Origin of the sequence: Aeromicrobium sp. REDSEA-S32_B7, from assembly GCF_001626145.1 — a bacterium.
GTDB lineage: Bacteria > Actinomycetota > Actinomycetes > Propionibacteriales > Nocardioidaceae > Aeromicrobium > Aeromicrobium erythreum.
The window spans coordinates 1-16,998 of record NZ_LUNF01000119.1; the positions used below are offsets into that span (position 1 = coordinate 1).

Consider the following 16,998-nt stretch of genomic DNA (forward strand, 5'->3'; position numbering starts at 1 on the left):
TCTGCCACCTTCTGAGGGCCCTACAGGTGGCAGATCCACCGCCGGCGGGGTCAGACGTGGCAGTGCTTCTCCCTTCTCGTGGACCGTGCCACGAGAAGGGAGAAGCGCTGCCCACCCCACCCCCAAGGGCACCCACGATTCTTCCTTCGCGCGCTTGAGGCCGGACGCTTCTGCGTTGGTGACGGGATCCCGTAGCAAACGCAGAAGCCTCGGAGTCCCACGCACGAACGCAGATCCTTGCGTCCGACGCGGGCCGCAGCCCGAGTGCCCAACCCAACGCGCCCGCCAGCCGCCCGGTCGAGGCCCTTCGGAGACCACACCCAGCGCCAGCCGAGGCAGCGCACCAGCACGGCGAGACCCCCGCAGGCAGCGCACCGGCAAGGTCGCGGCGACCGCAGGCAGCGCAGCAGGCGACGAGACCACTGCAGGCAGCGCACCAGCAGGACGAAGCCCCTCAGCCATCGCACCACCAGCCCTTACCGCCCACGTCACGCCCAGGGCGGTCCCGAGGGTGCTGGCGGGCCCCTACACTGGTGCGGTGGCACGCGGAGACGGTCGGCTGACGCACGACATCGATCCTCAGGACGTCGGACCCCAGGACGCCTGTGGCGTGTTCGGGGTGTGGGCTCCCGGTGAGGAGGTCGCGAAGCTCAGCTACTTCGGTCTGTACGCCCTGCAGCACCGGGGCCAGGAGTCGGCGGGCATCGCGGTGAGCAACGGCAAGCAGATCCTCGTCTACAAGGACATGGGGCTGGTCTCCCAGGTCTTCGACGAGTCGACGCTGGAGTCGCTGGTGGGTTCGGTCGCGATCGGGCACTCGCGCTACAGCACCACGGGCGCGAGCGTGTGGCAGAACGCCCAGCCGACGTTCCGGCCCACCGCGCAGGGATCCGTCGCCCTCGCGCACAACGGCAACCTGACCAACACCGCCGACCTCGTCACGATGCTGCAGGAGCGGACGGCCGAGAACGGTCCCGGCCGGCGCGGCAAGGGCGAGACCGCCACCACCGACACGTCGGTCATGGCGAGCCTGCTGGCGGCCTACCCCGACCGGTCGGTCGAGGAGGCCGCGATCGAGGTGCTGCCGAAGCTGCGGGGCGCCTTCTCGCTCGTGTTCATGGACGAGCACACCCTCTACGCCGCGCGCGACCCGCAGGGCATCCGCCCGCTCGTGCTCGGCCGCCTGGAGCGCGGGTGGGTCGTCGCCAGCGAGACCGCCGCCCTCGACATCGTCGGCGCCTCCTTCATCCGCGAGATCGAGCCGGGCGAGTTCATCGCCATCGACGAGAACGGTCTGCGCACCGAGCGGTTCTCGCCGGCCGAGCCGAAGGGCTGCATCTTCGAGTACGTCTACCTCGCCCGCCCCGACACCACCATCTCCGACCAGCGCGTCTTCACGGTGCGTGCGGAGATCGGCCGACGTCTGGCGCGCGAGCACCCGGTCGACGCCGACCTCGTCATCCCCGTGCCGGAGTCGGGCACGCCGGCCGCCATCGGCTACGCCGAGGAGAGCGGGATCCCGTTCGGCCACGGCCTGGTCAAGAACTCCTACGTGGGGCGCACGTTCATCCAGCCCTCGCAGACCATCCGGCAGCTCGGCATCCGGCTCAAGCTCAACCCGCTGCGCGACGTCATCGCCGGCAAGCGGCTCGTGGTCGTCGACGACTCGATCGTGCGCGGCAACACGCAGCGCGCGCTCGTGCGGATGCTGCGCGAGTCGGGTGCGGCGGAGGTGCACGTGCGCATCTCGAGCCCGCCGGTCAAGTGGCCGTGCTTCTACGGCATCGACTTCGCCTCGCGCGCCGAGCTCATCGCCAACGGCATCAGCGTGGAGGAGATCTGCCGCTCGATCGACGCCGACTCCCTCGCCTACGTCGAGCTCGACCAGCTCGTCGAGGCCACGAACGTGCCCAAGGAGAAGCTCTGCCGCGCCTGCTTCGACGGCATCTACCCGGTCCCGCTGCCCGAGGACGACCTGATCGGCAAGCACCTGCTCGAGACCGACGCGAAGCCTCTGAAGGTGATCCAGTGACGAGCACGCAGCAGCCCAGCGCCTACGCCGCCTCGGGCGTGTCCATCGAGGCCGGCGACCGCGCCGTCGAGCTCATGAAGGAGTGGGTCGACAAGGCCCGCCGTCCCGAGGTCGTCGGAGGCATCGGCGGGTTCGCAGGCCTGTTCGACGCCACGGCGCTGAAGGACTACCGCCGTCCCCTGCTCGCGACGTCGGCCGACGGCGTCGGCACGAAGGTGCAGATCGCGCAGCGCATGGACGTGCACGACACCATCGGGTACGACCTCGTCGGCATGCTCGTCGACGACGCGGGAAGGTCGTCCCTGAGCGCATCGCGTCGGTGGTCAAGGGCATCGCGCAGGCGTGCGCGGAGGCCGGCACCGCGCTGCTGGGCGGCGAGACCGCCGAGCACCCCGGGCTGCTGCACCCCGACGAGTACGACGTGGCCGGTTCCACGACCGGTGTCGTCGAGGCCGACGCGCTGATCGGTGCCGAGCTGGTCCGCCCCGGCGACGTCGTCGTGGCCATGGCCTCCTCGGGGCTGCACTCCAACGGCTACTCGCTCGCGCGGCACGTGTTCTTCGGCCAGGCGCAGTGGTCGCTCGACCGTCACGTGTCCGAGCTCGGCGCGACCCTCGGCGAGGCGCTCCTGACGCCCACCCGCCTGTACACGCTGCCCTGCCTCGACCTCGTCCGTCGCACCCGGACGCACGCGATGTCGCACGTCACCGGCGGCGGACTCGCCGCCAACCTCGAGCGCGTCGTCCCCGACACCGTGTCGGTGCGCATCGACCGCAGCACCTGGACGCGCCCCGCGATCTTCGACCTCGTGTCCGACCTCGGCGAGGTCTCCCAGCACGACCTGGAGGAGGCGCTGAACATCGGCGTCGGCATGGTCGCGCTCGTCGACCCTGACGACGCCGACGCGGCCGTGCGCCTGCTGGGCGAGCACGGCGTCCAGGCGTGGGTCGCGGGAGAGGTGGCCGAGGCCGGCGTGCACGGCCCCGGCGGGACGGTCACGCTGGAGAACCGACACGCGTGACTCGTGCCCCCGCTGCCAGCGCGTTCGAGATTGTTCGGTAGGGTAGGCACCACGACATACTGACGATTTCTCTGCGAGGGGGTCGGACCCATGGGGCGCGGCCGTGCAAAGGCAAAGCAGACCAAGGTCGCACGCGACCTGAAGTACCGGACCTTCGATCCGGACTTCGACGATCTGCAACAGGAACTCCACCAGGACTCGGGTGACCCGATCCCGGACCAGTACGCCGATCTCGCGAGGAAGTACGGGGACGAAGCGGCCAGTTGAGGCCCGTTCCCCCGGTCGCCCGTCGAGGCGGCTGTTCGCGTGCGTCCGCACCGGTGCGGACGTGGTCGACGTGACCGCGCGCCGTCGGACGCCCTGACGTCCGTCCGCGGGCGGTCGGTGACGTGACGAGCCGGTCCGGACGTCGGTCCGGACCGGCTCGCACGTGCGGGGGACCGCCGCGCTGTCAGCGTGCCCGCCGAGGGACGTGGGCGAGCCTGCTCGGCCACCAGAAGCGTCGTCCGCACCAGGCCACGAGTGCCGGGGTGACGACCCCACGGACGAGGACGGTGTCGAGGAGCACGCCGAAGCCGACGAGGACGCCCAGTTGCGCGAGCAGCACGAGAGGCAGGACCCCGAGCACCGCGAAGACGGCGGCGAGGAGGATGCCGGCACTCGTGATCACGCCGCCCGTCACCCCGAGGGCCGTCACGACCGACGAGGTGGCGTCGCCGCTCGCCCGCATCTCCTCCCGTGCCCGCGCGGTGAGGAAGATGTTGTAGTCCACCCCGAGCGCCACCAGGAAGATGAACGCCAGCAGGGGGGTGCTCACGTCCATCGCCGACCAGCCGAGGACGTGGTCGAACACGAGCCATCCGACGCCGAGCGCCGACAGGTACGACAGCACCGTCGTCGCGACCAGCAGCACGGCAGCCACGACGGAGCGCAGCAGGAGCAGCAGCATGCCGAGCACGACGACGAGGACCACGGGCACGACCACCGTCCGGTCGCGTTGCGCCGTCGTCGCCTCGTCGAGGGCCTGCGCGTCCTGACCCCCGACCAGGGCGTCGGGGTCGACCTCCTGCACGGCGGCGCGGAGCCGCTCGATCGTGCCGAGGGCGGCGTCGCTGCCCGGCGGGTCGGACAGCACCACGCTCACCGGCGCCACGGTCGCGCTCGGGCGACCGACGTCGGCGGACTGCACGTCCGGGACGTCCGCTGCCGCACGGGCGACCTGCTCGGCGAGCCGCGGGCTGGTGACGACGGTGGTCGGGGAGGAGGCGCCCGCAGGGAACGCCGACGCGAGCGTCTGCTGGGCGGTGATCGACTCCGGCGTGTCGAGGAACTGCTCGTCCTGGCCCAGCCCGGTGCGCAGGCCGAGCGTCCCGAGGGCCATGAGCGCGAGCACGACCAGGCCGCCCACCGTCACGAGCGCGGGGCGGCGGGTGACCCGCCGACCGACGCGGCGCCACAGGCCGCGCTCGGTGGGGTCGGAGTCGCCGACGCGGGGCACGAACGGCCAGAACAACCAGCGGCCCGGGATCGACATGGCGGCCGGGAGCACGACGAGCGCGAAGAGCACGGCGACGACGATGCCGGCGGCGCCCGCCAGGCCGATCCGGCTGACGAACGGGGCGTCGGCGAGCAGCAGCGTCAGCAGACCGAGCACCACGGTGCCTGAGCTGGAGAGGATCGCGGGGCCCGCGGCACCGACGGCCTGGCGCATCGCCTCGCGGCGGTCCTCGTGGCGGCGCAGCTCCTCGCGGTAGCGCGCGATCAGCAGCAGGGCGTAGTTGGTGCCGGCGCCGAACACGAGCACCGACGTGATGCCGGTGGTGGAGCCGTCGATCGGCACGCCGCTCCAGTGCGAGACCGCCTCGACCACCTTCGCGGCGACCCGGTCGCCCAGACCGATCACGGCCAGGGGCACGAGCCAGAGCCACGGGCTGCGGTACGTGACGATCAGCAGCAGGGCCACCACGGCAGCCGTCACGAGCAGCAGGCGCACGTCGGCGCCCTCGAAGACTGCGCCGAGGTCGGCCTGGATCGCGGGGGCGCCGGTCACCTGGGCGTCGAGGCCGTCGGGCAGGCCGTCGCGGAGCTCGGCGCGCAGGGTCTCGACCCGCTCGGTGTTCTGCTCGGCGTCGACGTCGCCCTCCAGGGGAACGGTCAGCAGCGCGACGGTGCCGTCCTGCGACGGCACCGGGCCGGCGACCCGGGTGTCGAGCTTCGAGCCGAGGGTGCCGCCGAGCCGCTCCAGCGCGGCGAGGTCGGTCTGCGACAGCCGGTCCCCGCCGCGGGAGGCGACCACGATCGCAGGGGCGTCGTCGCCGCCAGGGAGTGCGGCGAGGCGCTGCTGGGCGAGCGCGGACTCCGCGTCGTCAGGCAGGTTCACGGAGGCGTTGGTGCTCTGGGTGGCTGCGGGCGCGAGAATGAGGACGGCCCCGGCGATCACGAGGCCGAGCAGGAGGACGACGACGGACCGTCCTCGCCCGACGAGTCGGGCGAGGGAGAATGTTCGATGATCGAAAGTTTCCACGCCAGAAGGATAGGATGGGTGACATGAGCGCGCAAGACGGGTCGACGGACCCCGAGGGCGGCGCGGGCGCGGTGCCCTGGGCCACCGGCGAGCGCCTGGACGTGGTGCGCCTCGTCCGCGAGCTGTCCGAGCGATCGTCCCGCTACGCCGACCGCGCGGGGGCCGCGCGCGGCCTCCATCGTTCCGACCTGTCGGCCCTGCTCGCGCTGGCGCGCGCCCGCGAGCAGGGGCGTGCCCCGCTCTCGCCAGGGGTGCTCGCGCGCGAGCTGATGCTCAGCCCCTCCGCCACCACCACGCTGCTGGACCGGCTCGAGCGGTCCGGGCACGTCGAGCGGTCCCACGACGCCGGCGACCGACGCCGGGTGAGCCTGGAGATGACCGCGTCCGCCGGGGAGACGGCGCGATCGATGTTCGGTCCTGTTGCCGCGGCCATGACCGAGGCGATGCAGGACTTCAGCGACGACGAGATCGACGTCGTCCGCCGGTTCCTGGGCGCCATGGTCGAGGCGGTGGACGCCCAGGACCCGGGCGTGGCGTCGTCGTGAGTCAGCGCGGCAGGTGGATGCGGCCCAGGCCGCCGACCTCCCGCATGCGCTGCTCGGCCTGGCGGTCGGCTGCCTCGGCCGTCGTGAGGTGCTCGCTGGCGGCCCGCTCCAGCACCGCGAGCGTCGTGTCGAAGATGCCGGTGGCGCGCGCCTGGGCCCGCTCGAAGCTGAAGCCCTGCGGGTCGAGCTCGTCGGCCACCTGGATGACGCCACCGGCGTTGACGCAGTAGTCGGGGGCGTAGGTGATGCCGCGCTCGGTGAGCAACTTCGCGGTGCCCTCGTGGGCGAGCTGGTTGTTCGCGCCGCCGCACACGACCTGGGCGCTGAGCACGTCGACGACGTCGTCGCTCAGTGCACGACCGAGCGCGCAGGGGGCGTAGACGTCGAGCTGCTGGCGCACGAGCTCGTCGGTGGAGCCGACGACCCGGACCTGCGGGAAGCGGGCGGTCAGGCGTCCCAGCGCCTCGGCGTCGACGTCGGTGACGACGACCTGGGCGTCCTCCTCCACGAGGTGCTCGACGAGGTGCCTGCCGACCTTGCCCACGCCGGCGACGCCGACCGTGCGTCCGGCGAGGGACGCGTCGCCCCACACGTGTTGGGCGCTGGCGCGCATGCCCTGGTAGACCCCGAACGCGGTCAGGACCGACGAGTCGCCGGCGCCGCTGTGCTCGACGGTGCGACCGGTCACGTACGACGTCTCGCGCGCGATGACGTCCATGTCGGGGCTGAACGTGCCGACGTCGCACGCGGTGAAGTAGCGACCGTTCAGCGACTCGACCATGCGTCCGTAGGCGCGCAGGAGGGCCTCGGTCTTCTGGGTGCGCGGGTCGCCGATGATCACGGCCTTGCCGCCGCCGAGGTCGAGCCCGGCGAGGGCGTTCTTGTACGCCATGCCCTGGCTGAGGGCCAGCACGTCGGCGAGGGCGTCGGCCTCGCTCGCGTACGGGTGGAACCGCGTGCCGCCGAGGCCGGGGCCGAGGGCGGTGGAGTACAGGCCGATGATGGCGCGCAGTCCGGTCGCCTCGTCGTGGCAGAACACGACCTGTTCGTGCGGGTGGCTGAAGACGGGATCGGGCATGGGTGGCTCCTTGCAGAGGGCGTCGGTGCGGGTGGCCGGCGCGCGGACGGTCGACCTCGGGGGTGGTGAGGTCTGCCGAGGATGCTACTCCCGCCGCTAGGCTGCGTGCAGGTTCCTGGGCGGTCCGGAACCGGTCAGGAGACGTGATGACGCCCCCGTACGTCGAGGCCCGCTCGATCCTCGTGGGTGGGGTGGTGCTGCTGGTCACGGGCGCGGCGATCCCTCTGGTGCTGCAGCTCCTCGTCCCCGACGGCTTCTCGGGAGGTCGCGGCGCGTTGCTCGTGCTCTCGTGCGTGACGGCCGCCTCGACCGCGCTCGTCGCGCTCGGTGCCGCGGTGGTCGGCGCCGGGCTGGTGCTGCGCGCCCTCGAGCAGGCCGGTGTGGTCGGGCCGGGCGGCGGGCGCTCCGACGATCGCTGACCGCGCGGCTCAGTCCTCGCGCGTGCGTCGCGCGAGTCGACGGTCCATGCGGCGGATGCCGGGCGTGACCACCTTGGTGAGCACGCCCGGGAGCACGGACATGCCGGCCTCCGACACGGCGCCGCCGAGGCTGGTGACCCGGGTGGGCCGGTCGACCGCCGCGCGGACGAGCCAGCCGCCCGCCCTCTCCGGGCTCATCATCGGCATCGCCGCGTAGATCGCGGTCGCGCCGGACATCGGCGTGCGCACCATCGGGAAGTGCACCACCGTCGTCGTGACACCGTCGTGGCCGTGCTCGGCGAGCAGCGACCGGGCGAACGACTCGAGCGCCGCCCTGCTGCCGAGGTACGCCGAGAAGAGCGGGATCGGCAGCTGTGTCGACATCGTCGAGGAGAACACGACGTGACCCCGGGAGCCGTCGACCCGCTCCTGCTCGAGGAGCCGGGGCAGCAGTGCGAGCGTGAGCCGCACGGCGCCCAGGTAGTTGACCGCCATCGTCCGCTCGTAGTCGTGCAGCCGGTCGACGGACTCGCGGATCGGGCGCCGGATGGAGCGGGCGGCGTTGTTGACGAGCACGTCGACGCGCGAGTGCTCGGCGAGCAGCGTGTCGACGACGGACCGGACGTCGGCGTCGTCGGTGAGGTCCACCGGGTGCACGTGCGCCGTGCCGCCTGCCTCGCGGACCCGCTGGGCGACGGCGGCGAGCTCGTCGGCGCGGCGGGCGAGCAGGCAGACCGTCCAGCCGCGACGTCCCAGCTGCACGGCCGCCTCGGCGCCGATGCCGCTGGAGGAGCCGGTGAGCACCGCGACGCCCGGTCGGGCCGTCATCGCGTCGCGCCGGCGGCGTCGGTGAACAGGGCGGCGACGAGGCGTGTGACCCGCTCGACCATGTCGGCCGCGCTCTGCTCGGGGTGGGCGACCCACCAGTCCATGAGCGAGTCGACGATGCCGAGCCAGGTGGCGGTCATGGCCGAGACGTCGAGGGCGTCCCGCACGCCGGCCAGGGCGAGCAGCTCGCTGACTCCCTCGTGGGCGAGGGCGTGGATGCGGTCGGTGTGGGCCGCGACGACGGCGGCCACCTCGGGCGTGGACGGCGCGCTGCGGTCGTGCAGCAGGCGCCAGACGTGCCGCTGGTCCTCGAGCACGCCGAACATGCCCTCGAGCGTCCGCACGCCGCGCTCGAGGCCGACGACGTCGCCACGCGCCACGCGCTCGATCTCGTCGCCGAGCAGCTCGCCGGCGCGGTCGAGGCAGGCGGCGTACAGCCCCTCCTTCGACCCGAAGTAGGCGTAGACGAGCGGCTTGGAGATGCCCGCGGCGCGGGCGACGTCGGCGACGTTGGTGCCGACGAAGCCGTGGGTGCCGAAGGCGACCGAGGCGATGGCGAGGATCTGGCGCTCGCGCTCGGCGCGGGGGACCCCCTTGGTGCCGGCGTTGGGTCGAGCGGCCATGGCCCGGACTCTATCCGGGTCTGGCGCGGCGTTATGAACCGGTGGTAACTTACCCACAAGTCATATACCTGGAGGCGCTGTGCACGACCTGCTCGACCCGCTCAAGAACCCGGTCACCTACGCCGCCCCGTTCTTCGTGCTCGCGATCCTCGTGGAGCTGGCGGCCCTGCGCTGGCTCGACCACGACGACAGCACCAGCGGCTACGCCCTGAAGGACGCCCGCACCTCGATCTCGATGGGGGTGTTGTCGCTGGTGTTCCTGACGGCGTTCAAGGTGGTCACGTTCTTCGGCTTCGTCGCCGTGTACGCCTACGTGGCGCCCTTCCACCTCCCGACGGACACCTGGTGGTACTGGGTGCTCGTCGTCCTCGGTGTCGACCTCGGCTACTACTGGCACCACCGGTTCAGCCACCGGGTGCGCATCGCGTGGGCGGGGCACCAGGCCCACCACTCGAGCGAGTTCATGAACTTCGGCACCGCGCTGCGCCAGAAGTGGAACCCGTGGTTCGAGTTCTTCTTCTGGCTCCCGCTGCCGCTGCTCGGCTTCGCGCCGTGGACGCTCTACGTCGCCTTCGGCCTCAACCTCGTCTACCAGTTCTTCGTCCACACCGAGCTGGTCGGGAGGCTCCCGCGGCCCGTCGAGTACGTCATGAACACCCCGTCGCACCACCGCGTGCACCACGGCAGCGACCCCGAGTACCTCGACAAGAACTACGGCGGCATCCTCATCGTCTGGGACCGCCTGTTCGGGTCGTTCGCGCCGGAGCGGCACCGACCCCGGTACGGACTCACCAAGCAGGTCGACACCTACAACCTGCTGCGGCTGCAGTACGGCGACTACGTCGAGATCGTCCGCGACGTCCGCTCCACGCCACGGCTGCGCGACAAGCTCGGCTACCTGTTCGGGCCGCCCGGGTGGACGCCCGCGGACCGGACCGCGCCGACCGACACGGTGCTGCCACGCCGGTGACGCCGGTGCGGGTCAGAGCGTGCGCGAGGTCCCGCCGTCGACGGGGAGCATGACGCCGGTGAGGTAGCCGGCGGCGGGGGAGAGCAGGAACGCGGCCGCCCGTCCGAACTCCTCGGGTCGGCCGTAGCGCCGCAGGGGGATGCCGGCGGCGGCGCGCTCGCGTGACCCGTCGGGGTCGCCCGACAGGGCGTCGAGCTCGCGCACGCGCTCGGTGTCGACCCGTCCGGGCAGCAGGGCGTTGACCCGGACGTCGCGGGGCCCGAGCTCGTCGGCGAGGTCCTTCGCCGCCATCGCGAGCCCGGGTCGCAGGCCGTTGGAGATCCCGAGGCCCGTGACGGGTGCCTTCGCCGACGTCGAGAGCACGAGCGCGATCGATCCGCCCTGGCCCGGCTCGATCGCCTCGGCCACCGTCGTGGCCACCCGCAGGCCGCCGAGGAAGACGCTCTCGAACGCGCCGCGCCACTCCTCGTCGCTGCGTCCGAGGACGGTGCCCGGGGGCGGGCCGCCGACGCTGACGAGGGCTCCGTGCACCGCACCGAACCGCTCCTGCGCGAGCGCGATGAGCGCGCCCGCGGTGGCGGGGTCGGCGTTGTCGGCCGCGAGGCCCGCGACCCCACCGGCCCCGAGGTCGCCGAGCTCCGCGACGGCGGCGTCGACGGACTCCTGCGAGCGCGACGACAGGACGACGTTCGCCCCCTCCGCGACCAGCACCTCCGCGCTCGCGCGGCCGAGGCCGCGGGAGCCTCCGGTGACGACGTACGTCCTGCCTGCCAGTCCGAGGTCCATGCCGCCAGCCTACGGGGACCAGGCCGCGGTCCGCCGGGAGCGGGCTCCTAGCCTGGAGCGATGACCTACCGCACCTACGTCGCACTCGGGGACTCGTTCACGGAGGGCGTCGGCGACCACGACCCGACGCTGCCGAACGGGGTGCGGGGCTGGGCCGACCGGGTCGCCGAGGTGCTCGCCGCGCGGGCCGAGGAGGTCGGCTCGTCGTTCGCCTACGCGAACCTGGCGATCCGCGGTCGCAAGCTCGGTGCGGTGCTCGACGAGCAGCTCGAGCCGGCGCTCGCGGCGCGGCCGGACCTCGTCACGCTCTACGCCGGCGGCAACGACATCATGCGGCCGAGGGTCGACGTCGACGCCCTCGTGGCGCGCTACGACGACGCGGTCGGCAGGCTCGCCGGCACCGGTGCCACGGTCGTGCTGTTCACCGCGTTCGACCCGGCCGGGTTCCCCATCTTCGCGGCAGGGCGTGGCCGGTTCGCGATCTACAACGAGCTCGTCCGCGAGGTGGCCGAACGGCACGGCACGCGCCTGGTCGACTTCTGGCGCATGCGGGAGTACCGCGAGCCGCGGATGTGGGACGTCGACCGCCTGCACATGTCGTCGGCGGGTCACCAGCGCATGGCCATCGCCGTGCTCGACGTGCTCGGCGTCGCGCACGACCTCGAGCCGCTCGCGCTCGGCGAGGCCGTCGTCCGCACCCCGCGTGAGCTGCGTGCCGAGAACCTGGCCTGGGCCCGCACCCATGCAGCGCCCTGGATCAAGCGCCGGCTCACCGGCACCTCATCGGGCGACACGCTCTCCCCGCGCTACCCGCAGCCGGCGCGCTTCGGGACGTCGTCGCCGGAGTGACGCCGAGCCTCGGGCGGTGACGTTCCCCAGCGGGGCGACGGCCCTAGCCTGGGGCGATGGTGACGCGAGCTGGCGGCGGTGACGGCGGGCTGCTCGCCGGGCTGGTGCCTGCCGGGGTGGTGGCGCGCGAGCTCGTGGCGGACCTGCGCGTGCAGGGTGACGACTCGGGCCTGAGCCCCGAGGAGGCCGCGGTCGTCGCTGCCGCCGTGCCGCGTCGGCGACGCCAGTTCGCCGCGGGCCGGCGACTCGCCCGCGAGGCCCTCGTCGACCTCGGGCGTGCGCCCGTGCCGATCCTCCCCGGCGAGCGTGGCGCCCCGACGTGGCCCGTGGGCGTCGTGGGGTCGGTGACGCACTGCGACGGCTACGTCGCCGCCGCGCTGGGGGAGGCGTCGCGGTGGCGCGCCCTCGGCGTCGACGCGGAGCCGGCCGACGCGCTTCCACCCACCGTGCTGGCGCGGATCGCGAGCGCCACGGAGCGCACCTGGCTGGCCGAGCGGTCGGCCGCGCGACCCGAGGTCGCCTGGGACCGGCTGTTGTTCTGCATCAAGGAGGCGGTCTTCAAGACCTGGTTCCCCGTGCACGGCACCTCGCCCGGCTTCCGCGGCGCCGAGGTGCGCCTGGACGACGGCGACGGCTTCGTCGCGACGGTCACGGACGGATCGAGCGCGTCCGTCGTCCGAGCGGAGGTCGCCGGCCGCTGGGTGCAGGCGCGCGGTCTGCTGGTCTGCGCCGCCTGGTCCTGACCCCCGGTCGGGCCATGGGTCGGGCGGCCCCGGGACGCCGAGCGCGGCAGGGGGTGTACACCTGGCTACTTTTCGCTATCCTGAGAAAGCACCGCTTGTACACTTCTGCGGGATCGCGACGCCACCGCCGACGACAGGGGACTTTCATGACCACCGAGAAGACCGTCACCACCGCCACCGACAGTCCAGGGGTCACGAGGCCCGGGCTGGCCCTGGCCGTGATCGCCGGCGCCCAGTTCATGGTCGTGCTCGACGGAACGATCATGAACATCGCGCTCTCGAGCATCCAGCAGGCGTTCGACATGAGCGGCGTGCTGCTCGCGTGGGTCGTGAACGCGTACGCGCTCGCCTTCGGCGGCTTCCTGCTGCTGGGTGGCCGGCTCGGTGACGTGCTCGGACGTGTCGCCATCTTCCGGGTCGGCCTGGTGCTCTTCGCCGGAGCCTCGCTGCTCGGTGGTCTGGCCTGGTCGCAGGAGGTCCTCATCGGCGCCCGTGTCCTGCAGGGGATGGGTGCGGCCATCGTGGCCCCCGCCGCCCTCGCGCTCATCGCCACGTCGTTCGAGGGACAGGCGCGAGGTCGGGCGATGGGTCTGTACGGCGCGATGGCCGGGCTCGGCTCCACCGCGGGTCTGCTGTTCGGTGGCGTGCTCACGTCCTACGCGAGCTGGCGCTGGGTGCTCCTGGTGAACATCCCGATCGCCGTCGCCCTGTTCCTCGGGGCCCGCTACCTGCGGTCCGGGGAGCGCCACCACTCCGAGCTCAACGTCCCGAGCGCGGTCCTCGGCACCCTCGGCGTGACCTCGCTCGTCTACGCGATCACCCGCAGCGGCGAGCACGGCTGGGGCGACCCGGCCTCGATCGCCCTCTACGGAGCGGCCGCGGTCTTCATCGGCGTCTTCGTGGTCGCCCAGGACCGTGTCGCGCACCCGCTGCTGCCGCTCGCCATCCTGCGCGACCGGACCCGCGCGGGCGCCAACGTCGCGATGCTGCTGCTCGGCACGGGGATGTTCGCGACGTACTACTTCTTCACGCTCTACATGCAGCAGGTGCTGGGGTACTCCGCGATCGAGTCGGCCTTGGCCTACCTGCCCTGGGCGACGGCCATCTTCGTCGGCTCCGGGGTGCTGGCGCCGCGGCTCCTCCCGCGGCTCCCTCGACGTCGACTCCGGCTACGCCACGGCGATCGTGGCGCCCATGGCGGTGACGGCCCTCGGCCTGGGGTCGACCTTCGTCCCGCTCACGATCTCGGCGATGTCCCGCGTCGACGGCCCCGACTCGGGTGCTGCGGCGGCGGTCATGAACACCGCCCAGCAGGTGGGTGGCGCCATCGGTCTCGCGACGCTCGTGGTCCTGGCCACCCAAATCAGCACCGGCCAGCTGCCGTCCGCGGCCCAGGAGCTGCTGCGGGCCGAGTCCACCGGGGACGCGACGTTGCTCGCCTCCGCCCGCGCGGCACTCTCGGAGGGATTCACCACCGCGTTCCTCGCCGTCGCGGGGATCTACGTCCTCGCGGCGGTCGTGGTCGCGCTGACCGTGCGCCGTGACTCCGCGGTCGAGGGTCAGCAGGGGTCGCAGCGTGAGGGGCGGCGCGAGAGCCGGACGACCCCGGCTGGACCGGTCTAGGGGTGCAGCAGCGTGGCGACCATAGGAGACGCGACCTCGACGATGCGGTCGATGTCGGCGTCGGTGAGGTCCGGCAGCCCGATGATGTGCCGACCGCTCGCCAGGCCCATCATGATCGCGGAGAAGATCGCCGCGCGCAGGCGGGCCTCGTCGGCGTCGATGTGCCGCTCGATGACGTCGATCGACGCACGGGTCATGTGCTCTCGGAGCATCGACGCGGCGAGCTCGCTCGTCATGCTGGTGCGCAGCAGGACGGCCATCGGCGAGTGCGGGTCGGCCTCCCACATGCGCAGCATCGTGGAGACGTACCGCTGCGCCGACTCCTCCTGGCCCTCGGAGGTCAGAGCGTCGATGGGGATGTCCCAGGCCACGCACTCGCGGAACAGGTTCTCCTTGGTGCCGAAGTACTTCATGACGGAGGACTTGTCGATCTCGGCCTCCTCGGCCACGCGACGGATCGTCGTCCGCTCGTACCCGTGCGTGGCGAAGCAGCGCCGAGCACTGTCGAGGATGCGCTGCCGTGTCAGCCCTCCCTTGGAGGTCGGACTGAGTGGTGCGGTCTTCTCCATGACGTCCTCTCGACTCGACCCGGTTGCGGGTCACGCAGCGCTGGGAAGCTCTCGCGGCCCGTCCAGGGCCGGCCGGACCATCACGAGTGTACAAGCGTTGCCCTGATCGTTCGCCGCCTCCCACGCCCCAGCGGGACGGCTCGTACCGGCCGCACCGGCCAGACAAGGAGACCCACCGATGGACCCGATCGAGAAGACCCCCGTCGGCACCTGGAAGGGTGTCGCGCCGCACGACGGTCGTGAGGACGCGTTCCTCCTGTCGTTCGCCGGCGACGGCACCGTGGCCCTGCGGACCCCGGCGAGCGAGGGCCACGGCGCGTGGACGTCGCGAGCCGAAGGGTTCTCGTACACGCTCGTCGAGACCCTCTTCGACCGGGAGCACCCGGTCCAGGTGCACATCGCCGTCGACGCGGTGATCGACGGCGAGACGTACCGGGGCAGCGGCACGGCCGAGGTCCAGGTCGCCGGCCGGACGGTCGCCTCGACGACGACCGACTTCGTCGCGTCGCGGACAGGACCGGGGGTCGCGCCGTGGCACGTCGTCGAGCCGGGCCCGGGGTACCTGCGCGCGGATCTCGACAGCACGCTCGCGGCGCTCGCGGCACTGCCGGAGCCCGTCGCGGCCTTCGTGCCGCAGACCGACGAGGACTGGCGCGGGTGGAACCTGACCCTCGACGTCCCGCCGGCCCTCGTCGTGCGTCCTCGGACCGGGGGCCAGGTGGCCGCGGCGCTCCGCGTGGCCGACGAGCAGGGCTGGCCCGTGGCCGTCCAGGCCACCGGCCACGGCGCCTCGGTGGAGCTGGGCCGCTCGATCCTGCTCGACCTGTCCGGGCTCGACGACGTCGAGCTGAGACCCTACACGGTCGTCGTCGGCGCGGGAGTCCGCTGGCGCGACGTCCTGCCGACCGTCGTCGCCGCCGGGCGGGTCGCGCTCTGCGGCTCCTCGCCCGACGTCGGCGTCGCGGGCTACCTCTCCGGTGGGGGGCTGCCCGTGCTCGCCCGCAGCCACGGACTGGCGGCCGACACGGTCCGGTCGCTGGAGGTGGCGACGGTCGACGGCGAGCTCCACGTCTGCTCGCCGACCCAGCGGCCCGACCTGTTCGCCGCCTCGCTCGGAGGCCGGGGCAACGCCGGGGTGATCGTGTCGGCCGAGATCGCCACCCCGGTGCTCGAGTCCTTCGTCGGCGGCACCATCACGTTCGGGGAGGAGGACGTCGACGAGGCCATCCGCACGTGGGCTGCATGGAGCCGAGACCTGCCGCAGGAGATGAGCTCCTCGCTCGTCGTGCTCCGCTTCCCCGACCTGCCGCAGACGCCGCCGGAGAAGCGCAACCGCTACTTCGTCCAGGTCCGGGTGGCCTATGTCGGGTCCCTCGACGCGGCCGACGCACTCCTGAAGCCGCTGCGCGCCCTGACGGTGGAGGCCGACACCGTCGGGCCGATGCCCTACGACCAGATCGGCCAGGTCTACCTCGACCCGCCGCGGGCCACCCCGGCGTGGATCGAGACCAGGGTGCTCGACGAGCTTCCCGACGACGCGGTCGAGGCGCTCGTGTCCGTGGCCGGGCAGCACGCGACGCTCCCGTTCGGCGGGGTCGAGCTGCGCCAGCTGGGTGGCGTGCTCGCCTCGACCGTCTCGGTGTCGACGGCCAGCCACGCCCGCGGCGGCTACCAGCTGTTCGTGACCAACCCGGCGTTCGAGGACCGTCGCGAGGAGGTCTTCGCCGCGCAGCGCTCCGTGCTCGACGCGCTGGCGCCGTGGCTGCCCGAGAAGGCGCTGCCCGGCTTCCTGTTCAGCAAGGACCAGACACGTCGTCGGGTCCGACGTGCCTACGACGACGCCGACTGGGAGGCGCTGTGCGCGGCCAAGGAGGCCTACGACCCCATGAACGTGCTTCGGGTGAACCACAACATCACCCGAGGCTGATCCGGACCGGAACCGCCGGGCCGACGCCCAGCACGGAGTACCGCGAGCTGCTCGTCCGCCAGCTGGCCTCACCCGTGCAGCGGCGGGCCTGCTGCGCGTGGATGCGCCGGGCCGGGATCGGGGACGGCGACGTCGTCGAGCACAGTCCCGGCACCACGCTGACCAAGCTCTACCAGCAGAACGCGATCGTCTGAAGCGCGTGCCGCAGCGCTCGTGGTGCCACAAGAGAGGGCCAGTCCGGGAAGATGGACCGTGGAGGTGGGTAGTTGATTTTTGCAGTTCAGAGAACCCTGGAAGCGCAGGCGTTACCGGGTTTACGGTCTGAACGCTAACGGGTTCCTCTGAGCTCCGGGTTGGGTGAGGCGACGGCGCGGGAGCCACGACATGGCGCCTCAAGGGACTCGGGCTAACTCGGGCCCGTTCGGGCCCTGAGAACTTCGAGGCCGTGAGAGGTCCAGAAC

The 16,998-nt window shown here is 72.5% G+C and carries 15 protein-coding genes and 1 pseudogene; 10 read left to right on the forward strand and 6 right to left on the reverse strand.

Features of this window, described 5'->3' with window-relative positions:
* The first annotated feature begins 538 nt into the window (after window positions 1-538).
* The 3 genes and pseudogenes from purF to A6Q79_RS08585 all read left to right on the forward strand — a co-directional run bounded on the left by purF (window position 539) and on the right by A6Q79_RS08585 (window position 3,320).
* Window positions 539-2,032 (forward strand): amidophosphoribosyltransferase, encoded by a 1,494-nt coding sequence (gene purF / locus A6Q79_RS08575; RefSeq protein ID WP_067854285.1) that lies wholly within the window; start codon window positions 539-541, stop codon window positions 2,030-2,032.
* A pseudogene (gene purM, locus A6Q79_RS08580) lies at window positions 2,029-3,053 on the forward strand (phosphoribosylformylglycinamidine cyclo-ligase). Before purF ends, purM begins: the two are co-directional and overlap by 4 nt.
* 90 nt (window positions 3,054-3,143) lie before the next feature.
* Window positions 3,144-3,320 carry a DUF3073 family protein gene (locus tag A6Q79_RS08585; protein ID WP_083516201.1) on the forward strand — a complete coding sequence of 59 codons (177 nt, stop codon included), beginning with the start codon at window positions 3,144-3,146 and terminating at the stop codon, window positions 3,318-3,320.
* 184 nt (window positions 3,321-3,504) lie between these two features.
* Here A6Q79_RS08585 and A6Q79_RS08590 read toward each other — a convergent pair whose 3' ends face one another.
* Window positions 3,505-5,577 carry an MMPL family transporter gene (locus tag A6Q79_RS08590; protein ID WP_286689911.1) on the reverse strand — a complete coding sequence of 691 codons (2,073 nt, stop codon included), beginning with the start codon at window positions 5,575-5,577 and terminating at the stop codon, window positions 3,505-3,507.
* A gap of 23 nt (window positions 5,578-5,600) precedes the next feature.
* Here A6Q79_RS08590 and A6Q79_RS08595 point away from each other — a divergent pair, with 23 nt between their 5' ends.
* Complete coding sequence (locus A6Q79_RS08595; RefSeq protein ID WP_286689912.1) at window positions 5,601-6,122, forward strand: MarR family winged helix-turn-helix transcriptional regulator; 522 nt, start codon at window positions 5,601-5,603, stop codon at window positions 6,120-6,122.
* A 1-nt stretch (window position 6,123) separates the two neighbouring features.
* On the opposite strand, the gene A6Q79_RS08600 is transcribed toward A6Q79_RS08595, so the two are convergent.
* Window positions 6,124-7,200 carry a Glu/Leu/Phe/Val dehydrogenase dimerization domain-containing protein gene (locus A6Q79_RS08600; RefSeq protein WP_286689913.1) on the reverse strand — a complete coding sequence of 359 codons (1,077 nt, stop codon included), beginning with the start codon at window positions 7,198-7,200 and terminating at the stop codon, window positions 6,124-6,126.
* Between the two features lie 146 nt (window positions 7,201-7,346).
* Between A6Q79_RS08600 and A6Q79_RS08605 the strand changes: the two genes are divergently transcribed.
* Window positions 7,347-7,619: a hypothetical protein gene (locus tag A6Q79_RS08605; protein ID WP_286689914.1), complete on the forward strand. Its 273-nt coding sequence runs from the start codon at window positions 7,347-7,349 to the stop codon at window positions 7,617-7,619.
* Window positions 7,620-7,628: 9 nt separating this feature from the next.
* Here the strand turns inward: A6Q79_RS08605 and A6Q79_RS08610 are convergent, their stop codons facing one another.
* Together A6Q79_RS08610 and A6Q79_RS08615 are read right to left on the reverse strand one after the other, a co-directional pair.
* Window positions 7,629-8,447, reverse strand: a complete 819-nt coding sequence (locus A6Q79_RS08610) for an SDR family NAD(P)-dependent oxidoreductase (protein ID WP_286689915.1) — start codon at window positions 8,445-8,447, stop codon at window positions 7,629-7,631.
* A complete protein-coding gene (locus A6Q79_RS08615) occupies window positions 8,444-9,070 on the reverse strand; it encodes a TetR/AcrR family transcriptional regulator (protein ID WP_286689916.1) in 627 nt (208 codons plus the stop codon). The genes A6Q79_RS08610 and A6Q79_RS08615 overlap by 4 nt, the downstream gene beginning before the upstream one ends.
* A gap of 79 nt (window positions 9,071-9,149) precedes the next feature.
* Here A6Q79_RS08615 and A6Q79_RS08620 point away from each other — a divergent pair, with 79 nt between their 5' ends.
* Entirely contained in the window at window positions 9,150-10,040 is an 891-nt protein-coding gene (locus A6Q79_RS08620) for a sterol desaturase family protein (RefSeq protein WP_286689917.1), read from the forward strand.
* A 12-nt stretch (window positions 10,041-10,052) separates the two neighbouring features.
* Here A6Q79_RS08620 and A6Q79_RS08625 read toward each other — a convergent pair whose 3' ends face one another.
* Window positions 10,053-10,826 carry an SDR family oxidoreductase gene (locus A6Q79_RS08625; RefSeq protein ID WP_286689918.1) on the reverse strand — a complete coding sequence of 258 codons (774 nt, stop codon included), beginning with the start codon at window positions 10,824-10,826 and terminating at the stop codon, window positions 10,053-10,055.
* Window positions 10,827-10,886: 60 nt separating this feature from the next.
* Between A6Q79_RS08625 and A6Q79_RS08630 the strand changes: the two genes are divergently transcribed.
* The 3 genes from A6Q79_RS08630 (at window position 10,887) to A6Q79_RS08640 (ending at window position 13,962) form a co-directional block, all read left to right on the forward strand.
* Window positions 10,887-11,675 carry an SGNH/GDSL hydrolase family protein gene (locus A6Q79_RS08630; RefSeq protein ID WP_286689919.1) on the forward strand — a complete coding sequence of 263 codons (789 nt, stop codon included), beginning with the start codon at window positions 10,887-10,889 and terminating at the stop codon, window positions 11,673-11,675.
* Window positions 11,676-11,731: 56 nt separating this feature from the next.
* Complete coding sequence (locus tag A6Q79_RS08635; RefSeq protein ID WP_286689920.1) at window positions 11,732-12,418, forward strand: 4'-phosphopantetheinyl transferase; 687 nt, start codon at window positions 11,732-11,734, stop codon at window positions 12,416-12,418.
* Window positions 12,419-12,564: 146 nt separating this feature from the next.
* Window positions 12,565-13,962 carry an MFS transporter gene (locus tag A6Q79_RS08640; RefSeq protein ID WP_317697784.1) on the forward strand — a complete coding sequence of 466 codons (1,398 nt, stop codon included), beginning with the start codon at window positions 12,565-12,567 and terminating at the stop codon, window positions 13,960-13,962.
* 75 nt (window positions 13,963-14,037) lie between these two features.
* Here the strand turns inward: A6Q79_RS08640 and A6Q79_RS08645 are convergent, their stop codons facing one another.
* Window positions 14,038-14,610: a TetR family transcriptional regulator gene (locus tag A6Q79_RS08645; protein ID WP_067854317.1), complete on the reverse strand. Its 573-nt coding sequence runs from the start codon at window positions 14,608-14,610 to the stop codon at window positions 14,038-14,040.
* Window positions 14,611-14,788: 178 nt separating this feature from the next.
* On the opposite strand from A6Q79_RS08645, the gene A6Q79_RS08650 reads away from it, so the two are divergent.
* A complete protein-coding gene (locus tag A6Q79_RS08650) occupies window positions 14,789-16,537 on the forward strand; it encodes an FAD-binding oxidoreductase (RefSeq protein WP_286689922.1) in 1,749 nt (582 codons plus the stop codon).
* Window positions 16,538-16,998: the final 461 nt, after the last annotated feature.